14 protein-coding genes are annotated in these 17,239 nt (G+C 40.3%); all 14 read right to left on the reverse strand.

The genetic code is table 11. The features are described from left to right. Positions 1-64: 64 nt before the first annotated feature. On the reverse strand, positions 65-1,018 hold the full coding sequence (locus tag Q7P97_RS00455) for an ABC transporter permease (RefSeq protein ID WP_085428695.1): 954 nt from the start codon (positions 1,016-1,018) through the stop codon (positions 65-67). Position 1,019: 1 nt separating this feature from the next. Further along, positions 1,020-2,066: an ABC transporter permease gene (locus Q7P97_RS00460; RefSeq protein ID WP_303964958.1), complete on the reverse strand. Its 1,047-nt coding sequence runs from the start codon at positions 2,064-2,066 to the stop codon at positions 1,020-1,022. Next, positions 2,056-3,624, reverse strand: coding sequence for an ABC transporter ATP-binding protein (locus tag Q7P97_RS00465; protein ID WP_303964960.1), 1,569 nt, complete (start codon positions 3,622-3,624; stop codon positions 2,056-2,058). The genes Q7P97_RS00460 and Q7P97_RS00465 overlap by 11 nt, the downstream gene beginning before the upstream one ends. Before the next feature lie 270 nt (positions 3,625-3,894). Continuing rightward, positions 3,895-4,983 carry a BMP family lipoprotein gene (locus Q7P97_RS00470; protein WP_303964962.1) on the reverse strand — a complete coding sequence of 363 codons (1,089 nt, stop codon included), beginning with the start codon at positions 4,981-4,983 and terminating at the stop codon, positions 3,895-3,897. A 344-nt stretch (positions 4,984-5,327) separates the two neighbouring features. Then, positions 5,328-7,670: a DNA translocase FtsK gene (locus tag Q7P97_RS00475; protein ID WP_303964964.1), complete on the reverse strand. Its 2,343-nt coding sequence runs from the start codon at positions 7,668-7,670 to the stop codon at positions 5,328-5,330. A gap of 88 nt (positions 7,671-7,758) precedes the next feature. Continuing rightward, positions 7,759-9,426 (reverse strand): ribonuclease J, encoded by a 1,668-nt coding sequence (locus Q7P97_RS00480; protein WP_085428690.1) that lies wholly within the window; start codon positions 9,424-9,426, stop codon positions 7,759-7,761. A 113-nt stretch (positions 9,427-9,539) separates the two neighbouring features. Continuing rightward, positions 9,540-10,439 carry a 4-hydroxy-tetrahydrodipicolinate synthase gene (dapA, locus tag Q7P97_RS00485; RefSeq protein ID WP_303964966.1) on the reverse strand — a complete coding sequence of 300 codons (900 nt, stop codon included), beginning with the start codon at positions 10,437-10,439 and terminating at the stop codon, positions 9,540-9,542. 37 nt (positions 10,440-10,476) lie between these two features. Beyond that, on the reverse strand, positions 10,477-11,502 hold the full coding sequence (gene asd, locus Q7P97_RS00490; RefSeq protein WP_303964968.1) for an aspartate-semialdehyde dehydrogenase: 1,026 nt from the start codon (positions 11,500-11,502) through the stop codon (positions 10,477-10,479). Positions 11,503-11,619: 117 nt separating this feature from the next. After that, positions 11,620-12,210 (reverse strand): dipicolinate synthase subunit B, encoded by a 591-nt coding sequence (locus tag Q7P97_RS00495; protein WP_303964969.1) that lies wholly within the window; start codon positions 12,208-12,210, stop codon positions 11,620-11,622. Next, complete coding sequence (locus Q7P97_RS00500) at positions 12,183-12,989, reverse strand: NAD-binding protein (protein ID WP_303964970.1); 807 nt, start codon at positions 12,987-12,989, stop codon at positions 12,183-12,185. The genes Q7P97_RS00495 and Q7P97_RS00500 overlap by 28 nt, the downstream gene beginning before the upstream one ends. Next, a complete protein-coding gene (locus Q7P97_RS00505; RefSeq protein WP_303964973.1) occupies positions 12,982-13,260 on the reverse strand; it encodes a YlmC/YmxH family sporulation protein in 279 nt (92 codons plus the stop codon). The genes Q7P97_RS00500 and Q7P97_RS00505 overlap by 8 nt, the downstream gene beginning before the upstream one ends. A gap of 58 nt (positions 13,261-13,318) precedes the next feature. Then, the gene (locus tag Q7P97_RS00510) at positions 13,319-14,578 is read right to left on the reverse strand and encodes a M16 family metallopeptidase (protein ID WP_303964975.1); all 1,260 of its coding nucleotides are present in this window, start codon (positions 14,576-14,578) and stop codon (positions 13,319-13,321) included. Positions 14,579-14,661: 83 nt separating this feature from the next. After that, entirely contained in the window at positions 14,662-16,782 is a 2,121-nt protein-coding gene (gene pnp, locus Q7P97_RS00515) for a polyribonucleotide nucleotidyltransferase (RefSeq protein ID WP_303964976.1), read from the reverse strand. Between the two features lie 139 nt (positions 16,783-16,921). Then, positions 16,922-17,191 (reverse strand): 30S ribosomal protein S15, encoded by a 270-nt coding sequence (rpsO, locus tag Q7P97_RS00520; RefSeq protein ID WP_029053162.1) that lies wholly within the window; start codon positions 17,189-17,191, stop codon positions 16,922-16,924. Between the last annotated feature and the right edge of the window lie 48 nt (positions 17,192-17,239).

The following is a 17,239-nucleotide window of genomic DNA, read 5'->3' on the forward strand; positions in this document are numbered from 1 at the left end:
TTTCTAAAACAAACTTAGAAAAGCTATCTGAAGAGTATGCGTCTCCAGATAGCTTTTATAACTTTTATCGATTTCCTTTAACGTAAGGCTTACCAAGTGCTTTCGGTGCTTTTGCTTTTCCAAGGAATCCAGCAAGAGCCAGAATAGTCAAAACGTAAGGGAAGATGTGGAAATAAACTGCTGGAATATCAGCTAGTAACTTAATACTTGATGAACTAATCGCAAGTGCCTGGGCAAATCCGAAGAATAACGCGGCTCCCATTGCACCCAGTGGATGCCACTTTCCAAAAATCATTGCAGCTAAAGCCATGAACCCTTGACCATTGATAGTCGCATGTCCAAAATCATTTGTGATGGTCTGTGAATAAACTGCTCCACCAATTCCTGCCAGTCCACCTGAAATAATAACTGCAATATAGCGTATTTTAGTAACTTTGATTCCCATTGTATCTGCAGCCATAGGATGTTCCCCTACAGAACGCAGACGCAGACCAAACGGTGTTTTGTAAATCACGAACCATGCGATAATTGCAGTAGCAATCGCTATAATGGAAGACCCATATACTAATTTAAAGAACATTGGACCGATGATTGGAATATCTTCCAAGTACGGTACGTTAAATCTAGGAATTTTTTGTTGTATGAAATCTGTTTGTCCTTTACCAAAAATCATTTTCACAGAAAATAATGCAATGGCAAGACCTAACATGTTTATCGCAACACCTGAAACTACCTGATCCGCTCTGAAAGAGATAGAAGCTACTGCATGAAGTGTTGCAAATAGTGCTGAAACGAGCATAGCAACAAGTAATGCGAGCCAAGGTGTCCAAGCGCCAAAGGTATCAGCGAAAAACAGATTGAACAGAATACCGATGAATGCCCCCATGATCATAAGACCTTCCAAACCGATATTGATCACACCGGATCGTTCAGAGAACACACCGCCAATTGCTGTAAAAATAAGAGGGGCTGCAGAAGCAATAGTTATAGGTATGATGAAATATAATACGTCTAACATGTCACTTCGCCTCCTTCTTATTACGTAAACGTATGAGTCCTACACGGATGATGTATCCGCAGGCTACAAAGAAAATAACTAATGCAATAATAATTGAAACAATTTCTACAGGAATTCCTGCTTCGTTCGGCATATTATTCGCTCCGTATTTCAAAGAACCGAATAACGTCGCACCGAAAATGACACCGAGTGGCGTATTCGCGCCAAGCAACGCAACGGCGATTCCATCAAAACCGATCCCTGTAAAGCCGCCCATTGAAGACATGTTACCAAATGTACCAAGTGCCTCCATTGCACCACCAAGCCCAGCGAACGCACCAGAGATGACCATTGCGAGAACAATATTCTTATTAGCGCTCATTCCGGCATATTGTGCTGCGTTTTCATTAAACCCAACAGACTTCAATTCGTATCCAGTCTTCGTTTTCTCTAAAATGAACCACATGACGACAACCATCGCCAACGCTACGAATATTCCGTAATGTAGTGTGGAATAGTCCGTCAGATTAGATAAGAATTCTGATCTTAGAGAAGCTGATTCATGAATACGTTCCAGTTTGAATCCGCCGCCAGAGAGTGTTTTAATTAATGCATTCACTACGTGTAGCGCAATATAGTTCATCATAATGGTGACAATTACTTCGTGTACTTTCAACGTTGCTTTTAAAATACCAGGTACCAATCCCCAAAGCGCCCCTGCTACAGCTGCTGCGATAAGCGCTAAGGGTAGATGAATGATCTTTGGAAGTTCGAACGCCATCCCTACGTACGCTGCGGCAAACCAGCCAACGATTAGTTGTCCTTCTACACCGATATTAAAGAGTCCAGTTCTGAATGCAAATGCTACAGCAAGACCCGCAAGTAGATATGGACTGATTTGACGAATAGTTTCACCAATCGCGTAGGAATCACCAAAGATACCATTCCATAAAGCCGTGTATCCAACGACTGGATTATAACCGCTGATCAGCATTACGACTGCTCCTACTAAGAGCCCTAAAATGATCGAAATTACTGGGACCATTATATTGATCATTTTATTCGACATGATGTTCATCACCATCTTTCTCAGCGGCTAAAGATTTCTTCTCCGCCACGTCTTTTGAATGGCCGGCCATCATTAACCCTAATGCTTGTTCTGTTGTTTCTTGAGGAAGAACAGTACCGACAATCGTTCCATCATAAATGACAGATATCCGGTCAGAGACGTTCATAACTTCATCCAGTTCAAATGTAATAAGCAAAACAGCTTTTCCACTGTCGCGCTGTTCAATCAATCGGCGGTGGATAAACTCAATCGCACCGACATCTAAACCACGTGTAGGCAGTGCCGCTATTAGCAAATCAGGATTTCGCATAACTTCCCGTCCGATGATCAACTTTTGCTGATTCCCTCCGGATAATGCTCTCGCTAATTCATGTGTACCTTGAGTTCTTACGTCAAATTCCTTGATTAATTCTTCCGCTGTTTCATTTACGACTTTATAATTCATAATACCGCCTTTAGATAGCGGTTCATGATAATACGATTGAAGAGCAGCATTATATGCCACTGAAAAGTCTAGAATAAGTCCATGTTTATGACGATCCTGAGGAATATGTCCAATACCAGTCTCTGTAATCTTCCTAGGCTTTTTATTAGTTACATCTTCTTCGTTAATGTAAATATTTCCGCCTTTTACTTTCGTCAATCCAGTGATTGCTTCAATTAATTCGGATTGACCATTACCGTCAATTCCTGCAATCCCTACTATTTCTCCACGACGTACAGAAAGATTAAGTCCTTTTAATTTAGCAACGCCACGGTAATCATTAACTTGTAGATTTTCAATCCTCAAGACTTCTTCTGTCGGATGTGAAGGTCCCTTTTCCGTTTTGAACGTGACTTGACGTCCAACCATCAATGTCGCTAACTCTTCAGGATTCGTTTCTGCTGTAATAACAGTACCAATTCCTTTACCTTTACGAATGACAGTTACTTTGTTCGAAACACTCATAATTTCCGCCAGTTTATGTGTTATCAAAATGATTGATTTGCCTTCTTTAACCAGCTTACGCATGATATTCAATAATTCTTCAATTTCTTGAGGCGTCAATGATGCAGTCGGTTCATCAAATATTAGAATATCTGCTCCGCGATAAAGGGTCTTAAGTATTTCAACACGTTGTTGCATACCAACAGAAATGTCTTCTATTTTGGCATATGGATCAACATCGAGTCCGTACATCTTTGAAATCTCCGCAACTTTTTTGGCTGAGTCCTTAATGTTGATCATTCCAGATTTAGTTGGCTCACTACCCAGAATAATATTTTCAGTTACAGTTAAATTTTCTACGAGCATAAAGTGCTGATGCACCATCCCGATGCCCAAATCATTTGCTACGTTCGGGTCAGTGATTGATACATTTTCACCGCGCACACGAATTTCTCCACCATCCGGTTGGTATAAACCGAATAGTACGTTCATTAAGGTCGATTTACCAGCACCGTTTTCTCCTAGCAATGCATGAATCTCGCCTTTTTCCAGTTGCAATGTAATATGATCATTCGCATAGAAGTTTCCGAATTTTTTTGAAACATCTAGCATCTCAATTACATAATCCATCCCAATCACTTCCTTGCCCATAATAGAATTCAATATTACTATACAGCAAAACACTTAAGTTGAATGATACGTGAAAAAGCTTACAGATGACAAGTTGAAAGCGTTGACACATCCTCCTGATAGCTTGCTGATACTTTTCATTATATTTTATTATTAATCTAAGAAATTAATAAAATAAAAGTTCCAGCACAACCGACGAAGAACTTTTATTTCAATAATTTAATGAAATAAAGGCCGGGTATGAAACCGGCCTTTAGCTATTTAATAAACTTACTTCTTTTTTTCTACAAACTCAGGTACTTCAACTTCACCATTTGCAATTTTTTGAGCGTATTCATCGATTTGATCCTCTACATCTTGTGGAATCGCGCCACGTGAATCAGCAAGACTTACTCCCTCATCTTGTAGGCCGTATACTTTAGTTTCTCCACCAGGGAAGTTTCCAGCCATTGCAAGATCTGCAACGTCTTTAACTGCTACGTCAACACGCTTTAACATAGAAGTAAGTGTAATGTTGTCATCTCCAACTTTACCTTCTTCGTATTGGTCAGAGTCAACACCAATTACCCAAACGTATGCATCTTTGTCAGCTTGCTTACGCTCTTTTGCTTCAGAGAATACTCCGTTACCTGTACCACCAGCAGCGTGGAAAATAATATCTACGCCTGAAGAATACATACGTCCTGCTTCAGCTTTACCAAGTTCCGCTTTATCAAATGCACCTACGTATTTAGTATCCACTTTGATTTCAGGCTTAACCGCTTTAACACCTTCAAGGAATCCAGCTTCGAAACGCTCGATTACCGGAATGTCCATACCACCGATGAAACCAATCTTATCTGATTTTGTCATTAATGCTGCAGCCACTCCAGCTAAGTATCCGCCTTCTTGTTCTTTGAAGAGTATGCTAGTGACGTTTGGAGCATCTACTTCACCATCAATGATTGCGAATTTAGTATCTTTTTGTTGCGCTGCAATATCAGCGATTGCATCTTCCATCAAGTAACCTACTCCGAAAATCAAACCGAAGTCACGACGAGCTAGGTTGTTGAGGTTTGTTGTATAATCTGCAGGGTCAGTTGACTGAAGGTAATCGTACCCACCAGTTGCCTTTTCCCATCCTTGATCTTCACCAAATTCTCTAACACCTTTCCATGCTGATTGGTTGAATGATTTGTCATCAATTCCTCCAACGTCAGTTACCATTGCAATGGAGAATTCGCTTTTCTCTCCGCCATCTCCTGTTGCTGGCTTTTCACCTGCATCATTTTTGTCCTTATCGTCAGAGCCACATCCTGCCAACATTGTACCTGCAGCTAATACTAAAGACATCGCAAGACCGAACTTTCTCTTTTTCATCAATAATGACCTCCCTCTACTGTTTTTTGGTATGAAATCAGGACGCTATACGTCTTATACCCATTTCCGTATTACTTTTCCCCTAATTTTTATAATCCGAATTATATTGCAAAGATATCATTCAATAATTTCATCACTAATTAGTATGACATTAAAGTTTGCACCACCTAAGGCACAATGCATGATAGCGCTTTCCACTCAGACTATAAATAGCTAGGGATTCAAATTAGTGGATTAGAATACTAAATCCCTTCTACCCTTACTATATCATTTTCTTAGGTAGAAGGAAATATCTAGTTAAATGACAAATAACTTTGACTAATCAACTTAATTCATTATGGGTTCTACATTTCAAGCTCTGATTTAGCAAGTAATACTTGTCTCGGTTTACTTCCTTCTGGCGGTCCTACAACACCACGAGCTTCCATTTGATCGACAATCCTAGCAGCTCTGGCATAACCGACTCGGAAACGTCGCTGGATCATGGAGACGGAAGCAGTTTGCATATCGACTACCATTTGTACCGCCTCATCATATAAATCGTCAGTTTCTTCATGCGGTGCCACAACTTCTACTTCAGTTGGAATCATTTCTTCCTGATACTGAGCTTTTTGTTGCTCAATCACGAAATTCACTACCGCTTCTACTTCTTCATCTGATACAAATGCTCCTTGTATTCGTGTCGGTTTTGAAGCCCCAGCAGGAAGGAATAACATATCTCCACGGCCTAATAACTTCTCTGCACCGCCACCGTCTAGAATAGTTCGCGAATCGATAGCAGATGATACAGCAAATGCAATCCGAGAAGGGATATTCGCTTTGATGATACCCGTGATCACATCCACACTTGGACGCTGTGTAGCGATAATTAAATGAATACCCGCGGCTCTTGCCATTTGTGCCAAACGCGTGATGGAATCTTCAACATCACTTGACGCTACCATCATTAAGTCTGCTAGCTCATCGACGATGACGACGATATACGGCATGCGTGGATGTTTCTCGTCATGATCTTCATTCCATTGTTCAATGTGATTGTTATACCCTTCAATATTTCGAGTACCTGTATGGGAGAATAATTCATATCTACGCTCCATCTCAGACACAATACGTTGTAATGCTTGGGCTGCTTTTCGTGGATCTGTGACTACCGGTGCCAATAAATGCGGAATCCCGTTAAAGACATTCAGCTCTACCATCTTGGGATCAATCATCATCATTTTCACTTCATGCGGTTTTGCTCGCATGATGATACTCATAATTATGCCGTTGACACAGACACTCTTACCGCTACCCGTTGCCCCAGCAATTAATACGTGTGGCATCTTATTAAGTTCAGTCATCATCGCTTGTCCGGTCACGTCACGACCTAAACCTACAAGCAACTTGGCACCCGGTGGACTATTCTCTTTTGATTCGAGCACTTCACGTAAACTGACCATTGCTACTGAATTGTTCGGTACTTCAATCCCAACAGCTGATTTACCAGGAATAGGTGCTTCAATACGAATGCCACTAGCCGCTAATGCCAATGCAATGTCATCCGCCAAACTAACGATACGACTTACCTTCACACCTGTATCAGGCAGAATTTCGTATTTGGTGACTGCTGGTCCAAGGTGGACTTGTGTCACGCGTGCTTTGACTCCGAAGCTCAGGAACGTTTTCTCGAGTTTCTTTGCGTTCGCTTGAATCAAATCATATTCACCAGATTGATCGCTTGTTACAGGCGGCTCTAGTAGATTAGTTGAAGGTAAAATATACGCTTCATTTTCTTGCTCTCCACCCATTACTGGGTAATCTGCTGCAGGATCTTTAGGATCTATCGCAGGTGCTTCATTTACTTGGGTGTTTAATTCTTCTGTATGTTGCGGTTCTACGGCTTTTTCTATTTTTGCTGTAAAACTAGAAATAATCGGTTCACTAGCAGGTTCAATATACTCTTGAACCCTTTCTGTTTCAGCAGTCTTTTCAACTTTAGGCTTACTCTTCCTATTGGTCCGAGCACTTTCTTTTCTCTTTTCTTCAGGTGACTTAACAGTTTTCTTTTCTCGAGCTGCCCATTTCTTTTTTACATTGCTGATAAAGATAGGTGTTTGCTCCACCAAAAACGGTATCAACGCTTTTCCTGTCAAAAGGATAATACCAATGAGCAGTAGCAACACACCCGCTACAGTAGCACCCGAGGAATCCACTAATGAATAAAACATCGCGAACAGCACAGCGCCTAGCATGCCGCCACCTAGCGTCCCTGTCTGATCATGGATCCCATCATTGGTAATGAGGACTTTCCATGTTTCCTTAAGTGCAGAATTCGACATCAATACTTTACTTTCATACAATGTTTGAAATAAATGTACATGACTGAATAGCAACATGCTTCCTAATATGAATAAGCAGCCGATAACTATTCGGTGCTTATATCCACCGATCTGTCTCTTAACCATGAAGATTAAGGCTTGCACTATAATCAAAAATGGCAATGCTACATACCAATTGCCTAATAAAAATCGGGAAAATGCCGATAAACCTTGGCCTATGATGCCAAATTCAAAGATCATAATGATCGCAATACCAATCAATACAACACCAAGTATTTCAAACCAGAGCGGTTGCATTTGACTTTGCTGATTTTTCTGTTGTTTTTTCTTAGCGGGCGCTCTCTTTTTAGCTCGTTTTTTTGCCATTTGCCAACCCCCTTTCTGAAAAAAAGATTTCCAGCCAGAAAGGCATGGAAATCCCATTGTTATTTAAATCGTCAACAAACGGTATAGATTAGTATTCCATGATGATTGGAATAATCATCGGACGACGTTTTGTCTGCTGATATAAATACGAACTTAATGTTTCGCGGATCTCTTGTTTAATGTTTGTCCATTCAAACGTTTCTTTATTCACATACTTCTCAACAATCTTCGTAATTAGTTTCGTCGCTTCTTCAAACAACTCTTCCGATTCCCGAACATACACAAAGCCTCTAGATACGACTTCAGGACCTGCTGCAATTCGTTTTTGTTTTCTATTCAAAGTTACAACGACTGTAAAGATTCCATCTTGTGATAAGAGCTTGCGGTCGCGCAATACGATATTTCCTACATCTCCTACACCGATACCATCAATCAAAACATTGCCCGCCTGAACTCTACCTGCCATGCGAAGCTTTTCGTTCTTGAATTCAACGATGTCTCCTTTATCCGCAATGAAGATGCGGTTTTTAGGTAGACCCACTTCTTGAGCGAGTTTGGAGTGCGCAATTAACATACGGTATTCCCCTTGAATTGGAATAAAGTATTTCGGTTGCATCAAGTTGAGCATCATTTTCAAATCTTCAGCTGAACCGTGACCGGATACGTGTACATTGCGTGTGGACGTCAGTACAGTCGCTCCAGCTTTAGCTAGTTCATTCATCATCTTGTACATGGAAGTTTCCATGACAGGAGATGGTGTGAATGTGATCAATACCGTATCTGAACTTTTGATATTGATTTCTCTATGATGTTTACGAACGATTTTCTCCAAAGCATCAAGTGGCTCACCTTGGTTACCCGTTACAATAATAACGATATCTTGATCATCGTATTTTTCCATGTCTTTCACTGGAATGACTACATCTTCTTCTACTTGTAAATAACCTAATTTCAATCCGACTTCAAAGTAACTCTCCAAACTTTTACCAACAACTGCAACTTTCTTTTTCTTAGCTGCCGCCTGGTCTAGTACTTGTTGAATTCGTATAAAGTTAGATGCATACAACGCCACTAAAATTCTACCTTGTGCTTCGTGGAACGTTTTAGAAAGTCGTTTTACAATGACAGATTCAGATGTCGTATAACCTGGACGCTCTGCTTCTGTAGAATCGGACATCAAGATAAAGACGCCTTCTTCACCAAGTGTAGCCATTTTCGCAAAATCAGGGCGATATTTGCCTTTTGCTGCTTGGTCAAATTTAAACTCACCAGTATTAACGATTGCACCTTCACTTGTATGGAATACAATCCCTAAAGAATCAGGGATGCTGTGAGTTGTGTAAAAGAATGTCACATGCGTGCGCTTGAAGTTCATGCGGCTCTTGCTTGTCACTTCAAAGAATCGAACATTAGATGGTGCCGGCATTTTCTTCAAATGTTCTTTCGCTAACGCTAATGTCAACTTTGTACCGTAGACAGGAGCTTGTACTTTTTGTAATAAGTATGCAATTGATCCAATTGCATCTTCATGTCCGTGCGTTAAGAAGATTCCTTTGACCCGATCTTTATTTTCTTCCAGATATGTCATATCAGGTATTACGAAGTCAATACCTAGCATTTCCGTTTCAGGGAACATTAATCCGGAATCCATTATAAATAGTTCATCGTCAATTTCAACGACGTACATGGACTTCCCGACTTCTCCTACTCCACCTAGTGGAATCACTCTAATTAATTCATTTTGTATTTTCGTCACATTGTTTCCTCCTATATTCTATTCCCGCCCACAACGACTAAACCCCATTATACGAGATAGTAGGTGTTCTGTACAAACAAAAAAAGCCGGATTGGTCGTCCGGCTTTTGTTTATTACAGAATCCGTGTTCTTTTTTCAAAATTTTCAAGTGCAACATCAATCATTGCCCCTTCACTTGCGTCCATTTCAACAAGCGGTAAACGTACGCCACCCGTTGCTACGCCTATCTTTTCCAACGCATATTTTACGGGTACTGGATTCGGTGTTGAGAACAATGCCCTAAATACCGGTAATAATGAACGGTGGATGTCAGCAGCTTCTTTTGTGTCACCATTTTGGAAAGCTTGGATCATTTTCTGCATTTCATTGCCTACAACATGTGAAGAAACTGAAATAATCCCTCTACCGCCAATTGAAAGCAAAGGTAATGTTAATCCATCATCACCACTGTATACTTCAAAATCATCAGCGGTTCCTTCAATGATTTCCGCCATTTGCTCTAAGTTTCCACTTGCTTCTTTAATCGCTTTGATATTATCGATTTTTGATAGTGCTATAACAGTTTCAGGAAGCAAATTGACGATGGAGCGACTTGGAATATTATAAAGCAAAATAGGCAATGCCGTAGCGTGCGCAATCGTTGAGAAGTGTGCATACATACCTTTTTGGTCAGGTTTATTATAGTAAGGCGTTACAAGCATGATCCCGTCAGCTCCTGATAGCTCAGCAGCCTTCGTCAGCTCGATTGATTCAGCTGTATTGTTTGACCCTGTACCCGCAATTACAGGTATACGCTTATTCACTACTTTCACTACAAAATCCAGTAATTCCTTCTTCTCAGTAACAGTAAGCGTAGGTGACTCGCCCGTTGTACCACTGACGACGACAGAATCTGTCCCATTCGCAATCAAATGCTCAAGTAGAGTTGCTGTTTGAGCGTAATCAATCATACCGTCAGGAGAAAAAGGGGTGACCATTGCTGTTCCTATGTTTCCAAGTTGCACATAGATCATTCCTTTTCATTAGCATTCTTGATTCTACCTATACGATTTATTTGATAAGTGCCTCAGCGATTTGTACAGAGTTCAGTGCAGCACCTTTTAATAAGTTATCGGACACAATCCATAGATGGAAGCCTTTCGGGTTATCCAGATCTTTACGGATTCTCCCGACAAATACTTCATCCTTATCTTCTGCATAAAGCGGCATCGGATATAGTTGTGAAGATGGATCGTCTTGAAGTACAATGCCCGGCGCATTTTCCATCAATGACTGAATATCTTTAACCGTAACATTCTCTTGATTAATTTCAATATAAACCGATTCTGAATGTCCAGACACAACAGGAAGTCTGACACATGTAGCTGCGACTGCCATATTTTGGTCACCGAAGATTTTCTTTGTTTCATTGATCATTTTCAGTTCTTCCAATGTATAGCCAGACTCGTCAAATGAATCAATTTGTGGAATTGCGTTAAACGCAATAGGATAATGATTCTTTGCTGAAGCCGAAGGTAATACTTCTGCTTGTATCTCACTACGATTCACAAACTGTTTGCTCTGCTCTTCCAATTCTTCTATTGCTTCAACACCAGCGCCTGAAACCGCTTGATAAGTAGAGACGATCAGCTTACTAAGACCATATTGATCTTTAATAGGTTTAAGTGCTGCTACCATTTGAATTGTAGAACAGTTTGGATTCGCTATGATTCCTGAATGATTCTGTAATTCTTGAGGATTCACTTCAGGAACTACGAGCGGTGTGTTAGGGTCCATACGGAATGCACTTGTATTATCAATTACAACTGCTCCACTTTTCACTGCATCTTGTGCAAACTTTTCAGAGATACTCCCACCTGCACTAAAGAATGCAATGTCAATACCTTCAAAAGCATCCGGAGTTGTTTCTTGTACAATGTACGTTTTTCCACCTGCTTTTATTTCATTGCCTGCAGAACGTTTGGATGCAAGTAACTTAATGGAAGTTGCAGGAAAATTACGTTCCACCAATTTCTCAAGTATTTTTGTTCCTACCGCTCCCGTTGCGCCGACAATTGCAACATTAACATTCTTCATCTATATCTTCCTTTCAATGATTAACAAGTATTATTTGGGACAGTTGGTAATGTCCACGTCTCGTTAATTGTTATTGAACGAATTATAACATATTTTGCGGTATTTAAAAATCTATTTTCATGCATTATTATGAATTATTAGTAAGGGTTGCAATTGTTTGCTTTCTATTGCAGAAGCCACAGTAGTAGGTAGTAATGAGAAGTCCGATATTAAAGAGTTCGATTTTTTTATGCAGTCATCTTGACCGAACGGAATAAAAAAGACATGTTTCATATTTAATAACTTCATAAGATTCATGCCATTGAGACCTAGTGCATCATTAGTCGAAATTCCGAGTACTACCGGTTTTCCGTTTCGCAAAGTCGCTTTTGCTGCCATCAATACTGGTGAATCAGTAGCAGCATTGGCGAATCTACTCATTGAGTTACCTGTAAGTGGCGAAATAACCATGCAGTCAAGTGGATTGGACGGACCGAATGGTTCTGCTTCAACGATACTCGTCACTACTTTCTCTCCTGTCGCCTCTTCTATTCGTTTGATCCATTCTTCACCTGTACCAAAACGTGTAGCAGCGTGGAGGACTGAATGTGTAATAATTGGAACAACGATCGCTCCTTCTTTTTGCAAAGAATGAATCATTGGAAGTAATTGGTCATACGTGCAGTGTGAAGCAGTGATTCCTAATCCGATTCGCTTTCCTTTGAGCATTTAGTTCCCCTTTCGTCTATACTCATTCTCAAAACCGCGTCAACCAAGACAGCTGCCGCGTCTCTAGGAAAGTGCTTCCCAGGCAATTTGAGGTGTATTGTATAGTATTCAGAGGAATCCCCTTGCTTTAGGCACCCAGGTGCTGAAGACACATCAAAAACAGGCACAGACCCACTTCGTTTTGTATCTAGCCACTGGGCTGGAACCGTATTCACTAAGTAGCCATTTGTGAACATAGTTGTTTCATTCAGCTGCAGCGTATTATAACCTAGTACTCCTGCTTCTGCTAACTGTTCTTCTGAACGGGCAACTATAGTGACTGTAGCTTGCAATTGGTGCAATGTATGCGCAATGGCTTTGCCAACCCTTCCAAATCCCGCAACATAAAAATGCTTACCTGCAATTTGCCGCTTCGTTTGCTCATAAAAAATATGGACGAAGGCTTCTGCAGTCAATTGAGCATTTCTCCAAATGAACTGTTCTTTTTCCAAATAATTGATATGTCGAATGCTTTTTTCAACCAGCTCTTGTCTCCATTCCGCAGAAGTATTGCCGGAATAAACAGAAGAGCCTTCTTTAAAATATTCTACGGGTATGCTTTGTTTCATCGACAGCAACGGAAGTAGAAGACAATCAGGCTTTGTTTCTAACAGAATCTGCTTCAACTGGTCGTCAAAGGTATCGGTTGAAATATACACACTGTCAATTCCTGATTCCACTAATAGTTCATTCGCTATCCGTAACCGTTGATCTGTGCCTACTACAAGCCATTTAGTCATAGCCTTCTACCTCCTTTTTGTTTAGTTCATGCGTTTTTCCAAATAAAATTCGATCTTCGCCTACCAGCACAATTTCATGCCACGGGATATATTCGATAATATCCTGATCCTTTTGCCGAAAAAGTGTTTTCCCTAACCTTTTGCGGATTTCAAATCCAATAATGGCTCCAGTTTTACGGTCAAAAAGCAAGTCTGTTTCTGCTAGAAAGCCATATCTCATACCTTCTTCTACTTGTATCAGCTCTTTTTGTGCCAGCTCTGATAATCGCATCGAAGTCCTCCTTCATATTAGATCTCTATCATCTTATGTGTAGGAAGTGAGAAGTCGACTAGTTCTGTAGTTTTTTAAATTGCTGAATATTGGTTTTAGGTGCGATAATTGATGTTGCGCGTTTACTCTCTAACATTTGCTGGCCAAGTCGATAGACACTTCGCTTTTCAACATTTTCAATATGATCAACCACTTGTTCAATTGTTTGATGCTTACCAAGCACTAATTCATTGCGACCATTTCTATACATGCGTGATTCAGAACTTTCCAAACCGAGCACAAAGCTACCTTTTAGCTGTTCCTTAGCATTCCTTAACTCTTTATCTGTCAAACCATCATGTAGCACTTCACCTATAACTTGATCGATTGTGCGATAGGTTTCTTCGAAGTTCTCCGGAGAAGTTCCACAATAAATTACAAAGGAACCTGCATTTTCATATGCAGCATAATAGGTGTATACCGAATACGCCAGTCCACGGTTTTCTCGGACTTCCTGAAACAATCTAGAAGACATGGTTCCCCCGAGTATACTATCGAATAAACTTAACTCATAAATTTTATCATGAGTAGAAGGTAAGGACGGATAACCAAAACAGACATGAGCTTGTTCAATATCTTTTGCTTTGATAATTTGTTGAGCAGTGAAATTCGGAACTCTTTCTTCATGCAATAAAACAGGAGCTTGTTCCTTGCTTTGATAGTTTCCAAAGTTCGCTTCAATTAATTTAATTAATCGTTCATCATAATTTCCCGCAATTGAAATGACCAAGTTCTCAGGTCTATAGTGTTTCACCATGAATTGTTCGACCATTTCTTTTGTGAAAGACTTGATTGTTTCGATTCGTCCTCCTACCGGTCTTCCAATCGGATCTTCAGGGAACATTGCTTCCCACAATCTTTCATCTACATCTTCGTCAGGCATATCCTCAACTGAAGAGATTTCATCTAATATGACGGATTTTTCTTTTTCCATCTCTTCTTCTTTAAACTTTGAATGGAAAAACATATCAGCTAGAACAGTCAGTGCATATGAGGCATGATGACTTAAAACTGTAGTGTAATAGCAAGTCATTTCTTTAGAAGTAAACGCGTTAAGATCGCCTCCGATCTGATCGAATTGTTCGGCAATCATTCGTGCGCTTCGTGTATCTGTTCCTTTAAATAGCATATGCTCTATAAAGTGAGCGATTCCCTCTTGCTCTTTTGTTTCATTTGCTGAACCTGCATGTACCCAAATACCGATCGCTACGGACTGTACATGGGGCATCTTTTCATGGATAATACGAACACCATTTGAACAATTATACTTTTGTATCATAGACTTCACTCCTTATGTAAAGTACAAAAAGCCTCCTTCGCCGCAACTTGTGCAGGAAGAGGCTTTTTGAATAATTCATTTGATTACTCTTTGCTAGCTTGTTCTTTTTCTTTTTCTTCTAGAATGACTACTTTACGTGAAAGATTAACTCGACCTTGTCTGTCGATTTCAATTACTTTTACAAATAGCTCATCATCCAATTTAAGTACATCTTCCACTTCTTTCGTGCGTGCTTCTTGTATTTCAGAAATATGAAGCAAACCATCTTTGCCTGGGAAGATTTCTAAGAATGCGCCAAATTTCTCAATACGTTTAACCTTTGCCAAGTAGTACTCGCCTACTTTTGCTTCACGTACGATGTTTTCAATCATTTTCTTAGCTTTCTCATTCATTTCAGAGTTTGGCGACGAGATGTAAACCGTTCCGTCTTGCTCTGTATCGATTTTTACTTGAGTTTCTTCGATAATTTTATTGATTACTTTACCACCAGGCCCGATTACATCACGGATTTTGTCTGGTTTAATATGGATCACTATAATTTTCGGTGCATATTCAGACAGTTCTTCACGTGTTGAAGAAATTGTTGTCAACATATGATCAAGAATTTTAATACGACCGATCTTTGCTTGCGCAAGAGATTCTTCTAAAATCTGACGAGATAATCCGTCGATTTTAATATCCATTTGAAGTGCAGTGATACCTTTACTTGTACCTGCTACTTTAAAGTCCATATCGCCTAAATGATCTTCCATTCCTTGAATATCCGACAGAATAGAATAATCTTCATCCTTTTTGATCAAGCCCATAGCAATTCCTGCTACTGGTGCTTTAAGTGGTACGCCTGCATCCATCATAGCCATTGTAGAGGCACAGATCGATGCTTGTGAAGAGGAACCATTAGACTCCAATACTTCTGCAACGAGACGCATTGTGTAAGGGAATTCCACTTCATCTGGAAGCATAGGCTGCAATGCCCGCTCTCCTAACGCACCGTGACCAATTTCACGACGGCCTGGACCACGAATTGGACCTGTTTCCCCAACACTAAAGTTCGGGAAGTTATAATGGTGCATGAATCGCTTGGACTCATCTGAGCCTATACCATCAATGATTTGGTTTTCACCAAGCGCACCTAATGTACATACACTTAGCACTTGCGTTTGTCCACGTGTGAATAATGCTGAACCGTGGGAGCGAGGTAGAAGACCCGTTTCAGAAGATAATGGACGAATTTCGTCAAGTCCACGGCCATCTGGGCGTACTTTGTCGACTGTAATCAGACGGCGTACTTCATCTTTCACCATTTGCTCTAGAACTGCTTTCACTTGCTTGATTGTAGTTTCATCCGCTTCAATTTCTGTATAGTGCTCAAGAACGGATGCTTTCACTTCATTGATCGCTTCTTCGCGTGCATGCTTCTCTTCAGTTTGTATCGCTGTTATTAGTTCTTTTTCACAACGATCTTTCACTTCTTTACTGATGTCTGTATCCAATTCGAATAACTCAATCTCAAACTTTGGCTTACCGATTTCAGCTACTATCATTTCTTGGAATTCGACCAATTTTTTGATTTGATCATGACCAAACATAATTGCTTCTAGCATGATATCTTCAGTTACTTCTTTAGCTCCTGCTTCTACCATGTTGATAGCATCTTTTGTTCCCGCTACCACCAAATCAATTTCAGATGTTTCAAGTTGGCTAGGTGTAGGGTTAACGATGAATTCTCCATCGATGCGACCTACTTGAACACCTGCGATCGGACCATCAAATGGAATATCCGAAATGGAAAGAGCTAAAGAAGAACCGATCATTGCCGAAATTTCAGATGAACAATCCTGATCGACAGACATAACAAGTGAAATAACTTGAACATCATTACGGAAGCCATCTGGGAATAAAGGTCTAATCGGACGGTCAATTAATCGACTAGTCAATACCGCGTTTTCTGAAGGACGCCCTTCACGCTTAATAAAACCACCCGGAATTTTACCTACTGAGTACATACGTTCCTCATAATTTACTGTTAGTGGGAAGAAATCTAAAGGCTTCGGCTTTTTAGAAGCAGTCACCGTAGAAAGTACTGTTGTTTCGCCATAACGAACGAGCACTGCACCATTAGCTTGCTTTGCAAGTTGGCCGGCTTCGATTGTTAGCGTACGTCCAGCCCAATCGAGTGTATAAACTTTTTTCTGTTCTGACATTGTAGAACTCCTCTCTATTGTAAAACTTTCTACATCTAGTATGTAATTAGTAATAGTGTATCAAAAGTGACACATTTATGCGAAATATATTATCTTTAGTCCATAGAAAAAAGCGGGCAAAGCCCGCTTTTCAGTCTTATTAACGGCGTAAGCCAAGTGATGCAATAAGATCACGGTAACGTTGAACGTTAGTTTCACGTAGATATCTCAATAGACGACGACGTGTACCAACCATTTTGTACAAACCACGACGTGAGTGGTGATCTTTCTTGTGCGTACGTAAGTGGCCGTTCAAGTTGTTGATCTCTTCAGTAAGGATAGCAATCTGAACATCAGCCGATCCAGTATCATTTTCATGAGTCTTGAATTCGTTGATCAATTCAGCTTTGCGCTCTTGTGTAATAGCCATCCTTTTCACCTCCTAAATAAAAGTATCCCCGTCTCCCGAGCAAACGTT

Source organism: Sporosarcina ureae, from assembly GCF_029267015.1.
Lineage (GTDB): Bacteria > Bacillota > Bacilli > Bacillales_A > Planococcaceae > Sporosarcina > Sporosarcina ureae_D.